The 13,153-nt window shown below is 59.6% G+C and carries 14 protein-coding genes; 6 read left to right on the top strand and 8 right to left on the bottom strand.

Annotation, left to right across the window (positions count from 1 at the left end):
• Positions 1–66: 66 nt before the first annotated feature.
• The 4 genes from ACIPOO_RS15190 (at position 67) to ACIPOO_RS15175 (ending at position 3,907) form a co-directional block, all read left to right on the top strand.
• Positions 67–453: a cupin domain-containing protein gene (locus ACIPOO_RS15190; protein ID WP_274130560.1), complete on the top strand. Its 387-nt coding sequence runs from the start codon at positions 67–69 to the stop codon at positions 451–453.
• 193 nt (positions 454–646) lie between these two features.
• On the top strand, positions 647–1,342 hold the full coding sequence (locus ACIPOO_RS15185) for a hypothetical protein (protein WP_400608278.1): 696 nt from the start codon (positions 647–649) through the stop codon (positions 1,340–1,342).
• Between the two features lie 502 nt (positions 1,343–1,844).
• Entirely contained in the window at positions 1,845–2,873 is a 1,029-nt protein-coding gene (locus ACIPOO_RS15180) for a restriction endonuclease (RefSeq protein ID WP_400608276.1), read from the top strand.
• 344 nt (positions 2,874–3,217) lie between these two features.
• On the top strand, positions 3,218–3,907 hold the full coding sequence (locus ACIPOO_RS15175; RefSeq protein WP_400608274.1) for an alcohol dehydrogenase catalytic domain-containing protein: 690 nt from the start codon (positions 3,218–3,220) through the stop codon (positions 3,905–3,907).
• On the opposite strand, the gene ACIPOO_RS15170 is transcribed toward ACIPOO_RS15175, so the two are convergent.
• Positions 3,819–4,832: a DMT family transporter gene (locus ACIPOO_RS15170; RefSeq protein ID WP_400608272.1), complete on the bottom strand. Its 1,014-nt coding sequence runs from the start codon at positions 4,830–4,832 to the stop codon at positions 3,819–3,821. The two genes, ACIPOO_RS15175 and ACIPOO_RS15170, sit on opposite strands and share 89 nt — an antisense overlap.
• Positions 4,833–4,906: 74 nt before the next feature.
• Between ACIPOO_RS15170 and ACIPOO_RS15165 the strand changes: the two genes are divergently transcribed.
• Positions 4,907–5,761, top strand: a complete 855-nt coding sequence (locus ACIPOO_RS15165) for a LysR family transcriptional regulator (protein ID WP_400608270.1) — start codon at positions 4,907–4,909, stop codon at positions 5,759–5,761.
• 91 nt (positions 5,762–5,852) lie between these two features.
• On the opposite strand, the gene ACIPOO_RS15160 is transcribed toward ACIPOO_RS15165, so the two are convergent.
• The 5 genes from ACIPOO_RS15160 to ACIPOO_RS15140 form a co-directional block, all read right to left on the bottom strand.
• Complete coding sequence (locus ACIPOO_RS15160; RefSeq protein ID WP_400608268.1) at positions 5,853–7,373, bottom strand: GMC family oxidoreductase; 1,521 nt, start codon at positions 7,371–7,373, stop codon at positions 5,853–5,855.
• 48 nt (positions 7,374–7,421) lie between these two features.
• Positions 7,422–8,357 (bottom strand): alpha/beta hydrolase, encoded by a 936-nt coding sequence (locus ACIPOO_RS15155; protein ID WP_400608266.1) that lies wholly within the window; start codon positions 8,355–8,357, stop codon positions 7,422–7,424.
• A 91-nt stretch (positions 8,358–8,448) separates the two neighbouring features.
• Complete coding sequence (locus tag ACIPOO_RS15150) at positions 8,449–9,327, bottom strand: pirin family protein (protein WP_400608264.1); 879 nt, start codon at positions 9,325–9,327, stop codon at positions 8,449–8,451.
• Positions 9,328–9,432: 105 nt separating this feature from the next.
• A complete protein-coding gene (locus ACIPOO_RS15145) occupies positions 9,433–10,344 on the bottom strand; it encodes a LysR substrate-binding domain-containing protein (protein ID WP_400608262.1) in 912 nt (303 codons plus the stop codon).
• An 88-nt stretch (positions 10,345–10,432) separates the two neighbouring features.
• Entirely contained in the window at positions 10,433–11,050 is a 618-nt protein-coding gene (locus tag ACIPOO_RS15140; protein WP_400608260.1) for an isochorismatase family protein, read from the bottom strand.
• A gap of 221 nt (positions 11,051–11,271) precedes the next feature.
• On the opposite strand from ACIPOO_RS15140, the gene ACIPOO_RS15135 reads away from it, so the two are divergent.
• Positions 11,272–11,490 carry a hypothetical protein gene (locus tag ACIPOO_RS15135; protein ID WP_400608259.1) on the top strand — a complete coding sequence of 73 codons (219 nt, stop codon included), beginning with the start codon at positions 11,272–11,274 and terminating at the stop codon, positions 11,488–11,490.
• A gap of 15 nt (positions 11,491–11,505) precedes the next feature.
• On the opposite strand, the gene ACIPOO_RS15130 is transcribed toward ACIPOO_RS15135, so the two are convergent.
• Both ACIPOO_RS15130 and ACIPOO_RS15125 read right to left on the bottom strand, forming a co-directional pair.
• A complete protein-coding gene (locus tag ACIPOO_RS15130; protein ID WP_400608257.1) occupies positions 11,506–12,303 on the bottom strand; it encodes an SDR family NAD(P)-dependent oxidoreductase in 798 nt (265 codons plus the stop codon).
• 63 nt (positions 12,304–12,366) lie between these two features.
• Positions 12,367–13,131 (bottom strand): alpha/beta fold hydrolase, encoded by a 765-nt coding sequence (locus tag ACIPOO_RS15125; protein WP_400608255.1) that lies wholly within the window; start codon positions 13,129–13,131, stop codon positions 12,367–12,369.
• Positions 13,132–13,153: the final 22 nt, after the last annotated feature.

Raw genomic sequence — 13,153 nt, 5'->3', positions numbered from 1 at the left:
AGGATCGTACAAGAGCGACGAGCCCGGGTTCGGTAGGCTGAGGACTCCAACCAGAGAGGATCTGCCATGTCTGTATCACACCCGCAACGCACTGCCGCGCCCGTGAACCTCGCGCAAAAAGCCTCGATGATCGACCAGCAGTGGAGCCCGAGGGTCGTCGCGGAAATGAACGACTATCAGTTCAAGGTCGTGCGAATCGAAGGTGAGTTCATCTGGCATTCGCACCCGGAGACTGACGAAGCGTTCCTGGTGCTCGAAGGCGTCCTGCGCATCGATTTACCAGAGGGCTGCGCGTATGTGCGGCCCGGTGAGCTGTATGTCGTGCCACGTGGCGTGGAGCACAGGACAGCGGCTGAGGGGGAGGCGAAGGTGATGATGATTGAGCCGCGGGGCGTGCTCAATACTGGTCAGGAAGGGGGTGAGCGGACTGCGTTGAATGATGTCTGGATTTGAGTTGGAGCGGAGATGGTGGGGAGGGGTTGCGGAAGGCCGGGTCTGCTTTCGACCCGAAGCTGACGGTGGCAACAGGCAGATATCGGCCAGAAGCAGCCTCTCGCGATACGTGGTTTACCCAAAAGCGGTGATAGCATTGTCGGTACCACAGGACACTGATTTTACCTTTAGCAAGGCAATGGACTGCTACGCAATGAGCGAATTCCAAGCAACAGTCTCCATAGGCGACCACAAAGGAAAGCCGCTATACCCTCATCTGCACAAGGATGGAAAATACGTCGCAAGTCCTACTCGTTTTGAGATCGACTACATCCGAGTCGATGAGATTGATGAACTTGAAGTCTTGGTTCGGTCTGGTTACGCCGCCCGCATGTCAAATCCTGAAATCCCCAATCCTCCATCTCTCATCGTTAGTAAAAATATCTATTTCACTGAGGATGGTGCGGTGCTCACTCCCGCCGAGCTGTTACCCGCTATAATCGATCAAGTGGATTTGGATCGCGACTGCATTTCTAAGGCGAGGAAGGAGCAAGCCTTCCTAAGAGCCCATCTGCTAAGAGGATCTTTCACGGGGAAATGCGTAATTTGTCACCACACTTTTCCCGTAGACATGCTTGTAGCTGCCCACCTTAAGATGCGATCAGCCTGCAACAAGTCTGAACGTAAGGATATCGATAATGTTGCTGCCTTAATGTGTAAAACAGGCTGTGACGATCTTTATGAGCGCGGGTATATATCAGTCGAGGCTGGAAGAGTAGTATCCATCAATGGAAAAACTGCAACACCGCGCCTTGGTGAAATGATCGCGAGCATTGAAGGGCTTGTCGTTGAAAACTGGGCGTCCAGCTCTCATTACTATGAGTGGCACCGAGGAAAAACAGCTAGGTAATGGTCTCGGTATTTGACGCGCTTTCTGTCAGTTCGTGGGGCGATATAGTCGGTGTCTTCAGCAAATTATAACTTTCCGTTCCATGAGCGCGGTGGGGTGGATACGGGTAAGTTAAGCATAGTAGTTGTTGTCCGTTGTGGGTCGGCACCTGCTGTTCACGGATGACTGCTATCGACCCAAGACTGAAACTTGAATCGATCTGGGAAGTAAGGACCATTTTATCGGTATCTGGCTCGGCTGGTGGGAGCGATGAAGTAGCTGTAAGTGCTGGATGAGTCAAAAAAATTAATCACTGGATCTTTTAATTTTGGGTAAATGTGGTTTAAAGTCCGGGAGCAATGCGGGGCTGTGAGTCAGGAGCTAGCCCTGATTTTAATGCACGATTTGTAGCTATTATTTTTGCGGTTTATGACGTAGTATCATCAAGCATTACGGCCTGTCCGCCAAAGAGTCGAACCTCACATTGTTGGTCGTCAATATTAATGAGTGATTGGAGTTTAGAGTGCACCATAGAAACTCTCTAGGAGAGCGATTTGAACAGCTTGTGGCTGATTTGCTACGAGCGCTTGGGTATTCCAATGTGCGGTCCAATTTTCGTATTCCAATAGCAATGGGTGGGCCGGAAGAGGCGGATCTTGTGTATGAAAAAGAGGGTTTGCTTGGTGTTGTGGAGATCAAGCATTACCGTTATTTATCTCCGCCTAGCCCTGAGCTTATTGCGAAAGCCATGATACAAGCGTCACGCAATAAATATTTGCTTGATGCTAAATCCGCACTGTTGGTGATATCATGCCCACTGAGCGCGGCATTGAATACAGCGGTAAAAGCATACCCCAGTATCGAGATCTGGGATGCAGATGAGTTATTCCTGAGAGCTTCTGAGTTTCCTGAATTATCCAGGGAGTTTGAGATTTTTTTTGAGGTGTCCGCACCAACCCCTAGTCAGCCTACAATGGCGATTGAGTTGGCCCAAGAGTCAAGCTTTAACCAGATTCAGGGGACGGGTCGGTTGCTCGCGGATGCACTGTTATCTGTACCTACAGGGAAACAACATGCATCGGATTTTGAAACCGCATGTATTAAGTCTTTAAAATATTTGTTCGAGCTTGATCTTCATGGCTGGCATGAACAGCTTAATACGGATGACGAGCTTCATAGGCGTGATCTGATTTGCCGAATTTTGCCAAAGTCTGAAGTTTGGAACCTATTGCTTACCGACGTCAAAAGTAGATACGTTATTTTTGAGTTTAAAAATTATACTAATGAAATCACACAGAAAGAAGTCGTGACCACCGAGCGATATTTATATCCGTCCGCGCTTAGAAATGTCGCAATTTTGATATCGCCAAAAGGATGCGCGCCATCTGCCACGAAGGTCGTTCAGGGCGCGATGCGTGAAAGCGGTAAAATGATTCTCTCCTTGTCAGTGCTGGAGGTTGAAGAATTGTTGGTCGCTAAAGACGCTGGCGAAGACCCTAATACCTATCTATTTGAGAAAGTTGATCAATTTCTCATGCGCCTCGGTAGGTAGGGGATAGGTGTGGCCGCTCAACTATGCTTGGTATTGCTGCCAATACTGTAAGTGACGCAGATTTGAAAAGAAATAAATGACGAAAGAGCCTCGAATCGCCCGCAATAAGCGCGGAAAAAGCAATTGAAGACTTCCGCTTCTGGCAGGTTTCCGACAATTTTGAATTGCTGCTAGTGGCCGATGACTGCCAGTCGCTCATGCCCCAGTCGCCCCAGACTTAATTCCCACGCGACGAATAGCCGCAGATTTCCCCCTCCCGATCCCCCCGCCACGATTACATCCCAATCCATAAACCCTGTGGGTTCCCTATTGCGTGCGATAACCGCTTTAGAAGGAATCTGGTAATGAAAGCGTTTCAAATCGGTACCCAGCAGGGCCTGGATTCACTCACCGCCATCATGCGTCCCGAGCCTGTTGCCGGGGCGGGTGAAGTCATCGTCGCGCCTCGCCTGGTGAGTCTGATCAGTCGTGATGTGCAGATCCTGCGCGGGCTGTACGGTGCTCTGCAGGCACCTGAGCGGATTCCGGTTTCGGAAGGTGTGGGTGAGGTCGTTGCGGTCGGTGAGGGGGTCAGCCAGGTGCAGCCGGGGGATCGGGTGATCTGTGGTCACTTCCCGAGCTGGCTTGAGGGCAAGTTCAGCCCCCGCGTGTTTGCTCACGATGTGGGCGTGTCTCACGACGGCTGGCTCGCTGAAAAGGTCGTTCTGCCTGCCGCCGCGTTGATCCGCGTGCCGGCTGCGCTTGCAGATGCAGATGCCGCCGTGAACGGGCGTATCGCGGTGATTGGAGTCACGCTGGGGCAGCGTTCGCCGATCCCCGACTATGTCTCGCTGATCCTCAAGAATGTCACCATCCGGGGCATTGCCAACGGCAGCCGCGAGATGTTTCTGGACCTGATCCGCGCTATCGAGTCGAACGGCATCCAAACCGTTGTCGCCAAGACCTTCACGTTCGATGAGGCGCCTGAAGCCTTTGCTTTTTTTGCTCCTGCGCAACATCTGGGCAAGGTACTGATCGGGTTTGACCGGCGCTGACAGCACCTCGGGCTTCGGCGCGCATCACCAGCCAGATCCCCACGGCGGAGACGGCCATCCCTGCCGCCATCTGCCACGACAGCGGCTCGCCGAACATCGCCCAGGCCCAGACCAGGGTGATCGGCGGGCTTAGGTAGAGCACGCTGGCGACGCGGGTCGCGCTGGACCGGCGCAGGCACACCCAGTACAGCCCGTACCCTCCGAGGGTCGACAGGGCCACGGTCCACAGCACGCTCAGCGCGAAGCCCGCGGTGGGGATGGGGGCCAGGCTGCCTTGGCTGCCTTCGATGGCTGCGAATGCAAAGCTTGAGACAAAACACTGGACCCAGAGATTGGGCAGCAGACCCATCGGCTCTGAACGGACGCGCTTTTGCCAGAGTGTCGCCACCGCCAGCGAGAACATGCCCGCCACCGGCAAGCCGTAGGCCCACAGCGGAGCATCGCCCAGCACAAGCGCATTATGCGTGACCCATAGCACCCCGAGCAGGCCGATGATCAGGCCCAGCCAGACTTGCCGGCCCAGGCGCTCACCCAACGCCAGCGCGGCCAGCACCGCCATGCCCAGCGGCAGCAAGTCTGCACACAATGCTGCAAGCCCGGCAGGCACTCCGAGTTCGATGCCCTTCGTCACCCCGGTCAGATACCCCGCCATCGCCAACAGCCCGATGCCTGCATTGGTCAGCAAGACGGAAAAGGGCGTCTGGCGCAGTGACCGGAAAACGAGTGGCAACAACAGGACGCACACCAGGACGCAGCGCCAGAACACCACGAGCAGCGCGGGGGCGTAGTCGATGGAAAACCGCGCGCCGATGAACCCGGAACTCCAGGTCAGCAGCAACCCTGCCTCAAGAAGGGGCAGCGGCAGTGTCCGACGCCTGCTGTGGCGTGTGGGAGTATTGTCTTGAATCGGAATGTGCTGGCTCATTCCCAGACACTACGGAACAGGCGTAGTCTAATAAATCAAAATATCATGCAGTACTTCTTCACAGGTATTGAACCATGACGGCGATCCTCGACATCGATCTCCTGCGTACCTTTCATGCGGTGGTGCGCATCGGCAAATTCAGCGCCGCGGCCGAACACCTGCATAAAAGCCCGGCGGCGGTCAGTGTGCACATTCAGCGCCTGGAGGCGGTGGCGGGCGGCCGGCTGCTGAACCGCGACAACCAGTCGATTTCGCTGACGCTGCTGGGCAAGCGCCTGCTGACTTCGACCGCCGAACTGTTGCGCAGCCACGATCAGGCGCTGGCCGACCTGCACGGGACCGACCTGGCAGGGCGCATCACGGTCGGCGTGCCTGACGAATACGCGGCCCACGTGATCCGGGATATCCTGCCGACGTTCAGCGCGGCCTGGCCAAACGTGGTACTCGAACTCAGGACCGGGCCGAGCCATGCGCTGCGCGAGCTGATCCTGCGTGGAAAATTGCAGACGGCGGTCATCGCTCAGTCCCAGGGCAATATCGGGCCCGACACTCAACTGCTGATGGCGACCACGCCGGTCTGGGTGGGGCCGTCGAGCGCCGCGTTGACGCAGCATGACCCCTTGCCGCTGGCGGTTCACGCGCTGCAATGCCCTTACCGTGAGGCCATGGTCCAATCGCTGAAGGCATCCGGTCGCCGCTCGCGGATCGTCCTCGAAAGCCACTCCAATCAGGCGGTCAAGGCCTGTGTGGAAGCGGGGTTGGCCATCAGCGTGATCGACCGCGCCAAGGTCACCGAGCGCATGCAGATTCTCGAAGGGTTGCCGGTCATTCCTGACCACGACATCGTGTTCATGCGCAACCCGGCCTCCCGGGACGATGAGGCAGTGGAGTTGCTGGCGCGTGAGATACAGCGGTCGTTCCGGATGTAGGGGCACGGCGTCCCGACCTTTAGACAAGGGCCTTGCGGCCACCGCGAATCCGAGTCTTTCGCGATGGCCCGCCCCCCAGGAAAAGTTGGCGTCAAAGCCGTCTGCTGATGGCCTCGGCAATCATGATAGTGGTCACGTTGGTCGCGACCGAAGGGATCTCCGGCATGATCGACGCATCCACCACATGCAGGCCGTTGACTCCCCGCACGGCGCCGTTCTCGTCGACCACGGCGGCGGGGTCATCGCTGGCGCCCATGGGCACCGTGGAAGTCGGGTGAGCATAACCGTCCACCGATGCGATGATTGCCTGCTTCAACGCTTCATCGTCCTGAATCTCGGCCCCAGGGGTCATTTCGAATGCGACGGTGTCGCTGAAGGGCGCTGTCCTGCCAATGCGTCGGGACAGCTTGACGGCCTCCATCATGCGCCGCAGGTCGCTGGGGTCCTGGAAGAAGTTATAGCGGATCACTGGGGCCACGCGCGGATCGCGACTGGCCAGGCGCACCGAGCCGACGGACCTGGGCAAGGTGACGGCGCACGCCAGCACGATGGCGCCCCCGGTGGGGCTTTGCGCAGGGTCGAAGATGTGTGTCCCGGAGATGTGCAGATCCAGTGCGTCGCCTTGCGCCTCGCTTGAGCGCGTCCAGATGATCGCGCCGGCAGCCGGTGTCATCGAGTTGGTTTCCGGCTTCAGGGCGTACACGTTGTAATAGAAGGGATGCTCCTTGAGGGTTTCACCCACCGGCGCATCGATGACAAGCGGGATCTCCAGCTCGGCAAGGTGGGCCGCTGGGCCGATACCCGAACGCAGAAGAATGGCCGGGCTGCCGAATGCGCCTGCCGAGAGGATCACTCGCCGCGCCGACAGTGTCGGGCCATCGATGAGGCGTACGCCGGTGGCCTGCTGACCTTCGAACGTGACCAGGTCCACTTCTGCATTGCCCAGGATGGTCAGGTTCGGGCGACGGCGAATGTCGTCAGTCAGGTAGGCCATGCCGGTATTGATGCGTTGGCCGTCCACCACGTTCAGCGGGTAGGGCGAGACGCCGTTTTGCTCGGCGCCGTTGAAGTCGCTGATGCGCTTGAGGCCCGCCGCTTCAGAGGCGAGGGTGAACGCCTGCATCGACGGGGTATTTTCTTCCATGCTGCGTTGGCGGATCGGGAAAGGGCCCGAGCGCCCGTGCCAGGCGTCGTCTCCGCTGGGCGTGTTTTCAAGCGCCTTGTAGACCGGCAAGACGTCATCGAAGGACCAGCCCTTGATGCCTTTGCGCGTCCAGTTGTCGAAATCTGCGGCACGTGCACGCATGGCCACGGCGGCGTTCACCGCCGAACTGCCCCCTAGCACCTTGCCGCGCAACGCGTTGACGTCGTGCCCCAGCCCCGCATGATCCGAGGTGTGGTAACCCCAGTCGTGTGCCGGATCACCGCCGACGCGATTGGCGTTGGCGAGCACGTCCGGGTACTCGGATGGGGCGTAGGCGTGCCCGGCCTCGAGCAGCAGGATCCTGCGTGACGAGTCCGCGCTCAAACGGTTGGCGAGCACTGCCCCGGCAGAGCCTCCGCCGACGATGATAACGTCGAATGTCTGTTTCAGCGTCTGTTCAGTTGCCATGGTCTTTCTCCTTGTTTTCAGGGCGTTTGTTCTGATGGATGAATGAGGTCAGGCCGCGTTGAAGGCGCCGCGCAGAAAGCCGGCGGTGCGATCAAGGGCGCTGGCGCTGCTGTGCAGATGGGCAAGGTCAAGCTGAAACACGTGATGCATGCCTTCCCAGATTTCCAGGTCGACCTGCACGCCAGCGCTTCTCGCACGCGCCGCGAACTGGCGTGAGTCATCCAGCAGGCGCTCGTCGGATCCGGCCTGGATCAGCAGCGGCGGCAGGCCTTTGAGAGAGGCAAACAGGGGCGAGGCTCGCGGATCCGCTGGATCGGCTCCGGCCAGGTAGTGGCGGGCGCATTGCTTCAGATACTCATGGCCAATCAGCGGGTCTTCCACGTTCGGATCGGTCATGGAACTGCCACTGAAGGTCAGATCGACCCAGGGTGAAAACACCACGCCCGCCAGTGGCGCAATGGCTTCGGCAGATTGGGAGAGGGTGGCCAGTGTCGACAGCGCCAGGCCGCCTCCTGCTGAATCTCCCACCAGTGCGATGCGCGAGTAGCCCTGATCGATCAGCCAGCGCCAGGCTGCCAGTGCGGCGTCGGTGGCCTGAAGGAACGTGTTTTCAGGGGCGAGCGGGTAATCGATGACCAGCGCTGCGGTGCGGGTCCGTCGGGCGATCTGGCTGACAAAACCGCGATAGGCCGCTGCGCTTCCTTGAACGTATCCGCCTCCATGCAGGTACAGCAGGACCTGGCCGGGCAGTGCGTCGGCGGGAGCCAGCCACCAGCCACTCGCGCCTGGGGCATCGATGGCGTGCAGAGTCGTGCCGGTCGCCAGCGGCGTGGCGCCGATGAAGGCGTCATAAACGGCTCTGGGCTCACCTGGAGTGGTCGCCCAGAACTGCGCGAACTGTTCCCGCAGGGCGTATTCACGCTGACACTCTTCAGGCGAAATGTGCAGCGTGGTGAAGTGTTCCGGGGCAAGGATGTGGGTCATGTTCGGTCACCTGCATGAAGTTGAGGGCAAAGGGTCCCCTGCACGCGGTCAGGAGGCCGCGCGGCGGGAGTGCATTGCGATCAGGCGTGAATCAGGCGGGAATCTGTCCGAAACCGCCATTGGCGTACTTGGCGAGGGCTCGACGGATGTCTTCCTCGGTGCTCATCACCAGCGGGCCGCGTTTGATGAAGGGCTCGCCGATGGGTTTGCCTGCGATCAGTACGAAGTGGCACGCCTCGCCCGCACTCATCGCCAGTTCGATGCGGGAACCGGCGCTCACAGTGGTGGCGTGACCGGCAGCAATACTGCGTTCTTCGGTCTGGCAGTGAAGGACCAGGTTACCGCTGACTGCATAGATCCAGGCCTGCATCCCCTCGGGCAGCACATGAGTGAAGGCGCTGTTCGCTTGCAGAAAACCATCAAGCAGGGTCAGTGGCTCGGGTGTGCCTTCGGCGCCTGTTGCCTCGCCACTGCGGCCCAGCACCACTCGCACACGATGCCCCGGCCCGTGAATCACAGGGACCTGCTCATCTGTGACGTGAAGGGTGCGCGCCGGTGCCTGCTTGAGATGAGCCGGCAGATTGACGAACAGTTGCAATGCGTGGACGCGGGCATTGGCCGCTGGGGTTTCTTCATGGGCCGCGCCGCTGGCGGCTGCCAGCCAGTAAAGATCACCGGCCTTGAGGGCCAGGTTATGACCCAGGGTGTCGCGGTTCAGAAAATCGCCCTGTGAATCTTCGAACAGCGCGGTCACCGCAGAGATACCGGCGTGCAGATGAGGCGCGAAGGTGGGGGCGGTCATCACGAAGTGGTCCACCATCAGCAGCGGATCCATGCGCGTGGCGAACATTTCTTCTGAAAAGTGCAGCGCTGTGAAGCCTTCACCGATTGTGTGAGTGACGCCCGAAACGACTGCGCCCAGTCGTTGATCAATGAGCATGTCGGGTTCAAGCGTGGCGATGTGATTCATGGTGCAGCCCTCTGATTGGCGTCGTGTCGAAGGCCAATCTAGAGGCGAACCCGGATCCCGAGAAGCCGTCGTTTTCGGGATTCAACGTCCAGCCTCATGGACGATCTACATCAGCACCTTTTTCGGAAACTCCCGGGCCAGATGGTCGAGGAAGGCGCGCACCGACGGCAGCAGCCCCTGCCGGCACGGAATGAGCGCCGTGATGGTGGAGTCCCCCGCAAGCCATTCAGGCAGCACCCGTCGCAAGGCCCCTGATCGCACCGCCGCCCGGCAGACATAACCCGGCAACGCCACAATGCCCAGGCCACTGATCGCGGCATGCTGCAAACCGGTCATGTCGTCGCTCTGAAGCCGTGGTTCCAGGGGGATGACCACTTCCTCGTTGGCGTGATGGGCATGACGCAGGCGCCATACCGGGGCCACGCCCGACCGGGCCATGAACAATGCGGGATGTTTGTGCAGATCCTGAGGGGTCCGGGGCTCCCCGTTGGCGTCCAGATAGGCCGCCCCGCCGAACAGAAACCAGGGTGCCGGCGCCAGCGTGCGCTGCACCAGATCCGAGTCAGGCAATGGGCCGGAATGGGCACGCACCGCAACGTCGTAGTTCTCACCGACGATATCCACGGTGCGGTCTGCCGCATGGGACACGACGTTGACCTTGGGGTATTGAGCGAGGAAGTCAGCGATGATTTCCGACATCGCATACTGCATCGTCGCGTTGCCCGCCGTGCAACGAATGGTGCCGGTGGGTTCGGTCAGGCGGTGCCTGATGGTACTTTCGGCAAGCTCCGCCTCGCGCAGCATGGCCACGGCGTGCTGGTAGAACTCCGCCCCGGCGTCCGTCATCCCGAATTTGCGAGAGGTGCGGTTGAGCAGGCGCACGCCCAGGTTGGTTTCCAGTTGCTGGATGCGGTGGCTGAGGGTGGATTTGGGAATCTGCAGGGTTCGACCGGCGGCGGTGAAGCCGCCCCGGTCGGCCACATGGACAAAGAAAAAGAAGTCGTTGAGATCCAGCACTCGTCACCTCATCGTTCGTCTGGTTGGACGCTGAGGTGAGAGTGTGCCGGTAAATTGCGGGTTGTTCCAGAGACGTTATCGGGAGTTTTCAGCCACGGTAGGCCGAGGCGATCTGCCCGACCAGGGTTGCCCACGGCATGTCCAGCGCGCCATAGACGGGCCCTGCTTCGGGTCTGCCGTTGTCCTTGAGGATCTCGACCATCAGGGTCGCATAGTCCGACAGAATCACCCCTGCCTGCATCATGCGCAACAGGCCGACCTGGCGCTTGGTGTCGCTGAATGTCCCGGACGCATCGACTGCGACGTAGGCATCGTAACCCCGCGACACGGCGGTCATGGCCGGAAATGCGGCGCACACCTCAAGCGAGATGCCAGCGAAGATCAGCTTCCTGCGCCCGGTGGCTTCAATGGCGCTGGCCACGCGTTCATCGTCGTAAGCGTTGACCGAGGAGCGGTCGATGATTTCGATGCCGGGCAGTGCCTCGACCAGTTCGGGGAAGGTCGGCCCCCACATGCTGTCCCGCGCCGTGGTGGTCACGACAATTGGCAGCTTCAGCGCCAGTGCCGCTTTGGCGAGCGCCACCACATTGTGCTTCAGCTCGCCAGTGGAGTAGTCACGAACGCCGGTCATCAGTCCCACCTGATGGTCGACCAGAACCAGGGCGGCGTTGTCGGCGGTGAGCGGTTCATAGGTGCGTAGGCTCATTTCATCATCCTCTTGAGTAGAAATGGTTTCATCCGGCGACCGCGTTTGTGGTCGTGGTGGAACAGAAGCTACGGCTTAAGGAACGCTCTCAGAAGCCCATGAAACCCGAACTCAGCTTCTAACCTGTTGGACGATCTCATCTGGCGGCAAATTTTCCGAACCTTTGCCAAGAGGCCCTGCCTTACCTGTAAGTCCCCATGGTGACTGGCAAGGAGAGCCTGATGACCAGCAATACCCGATCAAAACGGCAAGTCGAGAGTTTGCGTCGCATACGTGAGTGGCATCTGGAAAGTGCGCTGCGGGCCCAGATGGACGGGCGCGGCGACGAAAGCAGGTTTCATATGCACCACTACCGATTGCTGGGCCCGGCAGTAGAGCACAGCGAACCCGGGGTCGCAGGACGTTCGACCCTGTCGGTCACGGGTTCGCGTGTTGATTGAACTGGGAGGCGTTGATCAGTTCTGCAACGCCTGCACCGAACCGCCATCGACCCGCAGGTTGCTGCCGTTGATGAACGAGGCGCGGTCCGACACCAACAATGCAATGGCCGCCGCGACTTCTTCCGGCTTGCCACGGCGCTTCTGCACAATGCCCGGACGTTCCTCATTGAGGAAGCTTTTGATCGCCTCGTCGAACGACACGCCCATTTCCTGGGCCCGCTTTTTCATCATGCCGTCAGTCATGGGTGTTTCGATAAAGGCCGGGGCCACGGTGTTGCACAGCACGCCATGGGCAGCTTCCTTGTACGACAGATTCTTGATGAAGGCCGCCAGCGATGCCTTGGCGGTGTTGTAGACCGCTTCTTCCCAATAGGGCTGGGTGGCATTTTCCGAGGTGATGCACACGAAGCGGCCCCAGTTGCGGGTGCGCATGTCAGGGATCGCGGCGCGTGCAACTCGCACGGCTGAGAAGAAGTCAGTGTTCCAGGCTTCCAGATAGTCCTGGTCAGACAACTCCAGCGGGTCGCCCTTGGCGCCCGTGACGCCGGCCGTGTGGACCACGATGTCGATCTTGCCGAACTTCGCCCGGCCCTGGCTGACGACGCGTTCGACCTGATCTTGCCGGGTCATGTCGGCGGCGACGAAGAGGGCGTCGATGTTCAAGCCCGCATAGGCCTCTTCCAGCTTGTCCTGCTTGATGTCACTCAACACCAGCAGCACGCCTTCTTCGCTCAGTTGCCTGGCGGTGGCCAGCCCGATCCCTCCGCTCGCACCCGTGATCAGCGCGACGCGGCCTTTGATTCCCAGATCCATAATCACCTCGTTGTTACTGATGGTGCCGACAGCTCGGCATGCAAGTGCCCAAGGGGCGCGTGTTCATTGATCGCCAGGTGCGATGCGCCTGGCGAAGGCAAGCATCAGCTTTGCCAGGGCCTGGGGTGTTTGCAGCGGCATCAGATGCCCGGCCTCGGGAATGACTTCCAGCTGACTGTGCGGGAAGGCTTCAAGAGTGGTTGCGCGTTGCTCGTCAGGGCCGGGCACTTGCTGGTCGGCCCCGCCGCAGATCAGCAGCACGGGATAATTCATCGTCCCCAGGCGTCTGCTCCAGTCTTCACGGCTGCCATGGTCAACCCAGGCGCACCACGCGGCCAGGTTGACGTGCTCGGCATCGGCGATGGCGATTTCCCTGAGGTGATCGGGAAGCCGAACGGCGCTGGAGTCATCCACGAAGGCCTCGGCGGCAGGCCGGCTTTTATCGTAGGCACGCTGTTCGTCACGCTCACTGTCAGTCATCGGCTGCGGGCCGGGAGGAGAGGGGGCGACCAGCACCAGGCCCCGCAGGTAGGCGGGATGTCGGGACGCCAGAACCACCGCGACTTTGCCTGTCATGGAGTGGCCCACCAATACGCAATCGGTCAGGCCCAACTCGCGGATTGAGCGATCCACATGGTCAGCCATCGCTTCCACGCTGTAGCCTTCAACGTGTGCCGCATCACCGAAACCTGGCGTGTCCAGTGCCACGCACAGATGCGTGCGGTCAAGGTAGGGAAGGGTTGGCGACCAGGTGCGATGCGACCCACCCAGAAAATGCATGAGGACGAACGCCGGTGACCCATGACCTTGAATGCTATGCGGGAGCATGACGGTTACTCGTGGATGTTTG

Origin of the sequence: Pseudomonas sp. NPDC090201 (assembly GCF_044746825.1) — a bacterium.
GTDB classification, from domain to species: domain Bacteria; phylum Pseudomonadota; class Gammaproteobacteria; order Pseudomonadales; family Pseudomonadaceae; genus Aquipseudomonas; species Aquipseudomonas putida_AD.
This window is presented reverse-complemented; position numbering and strand designations above follow the sequence as displayed.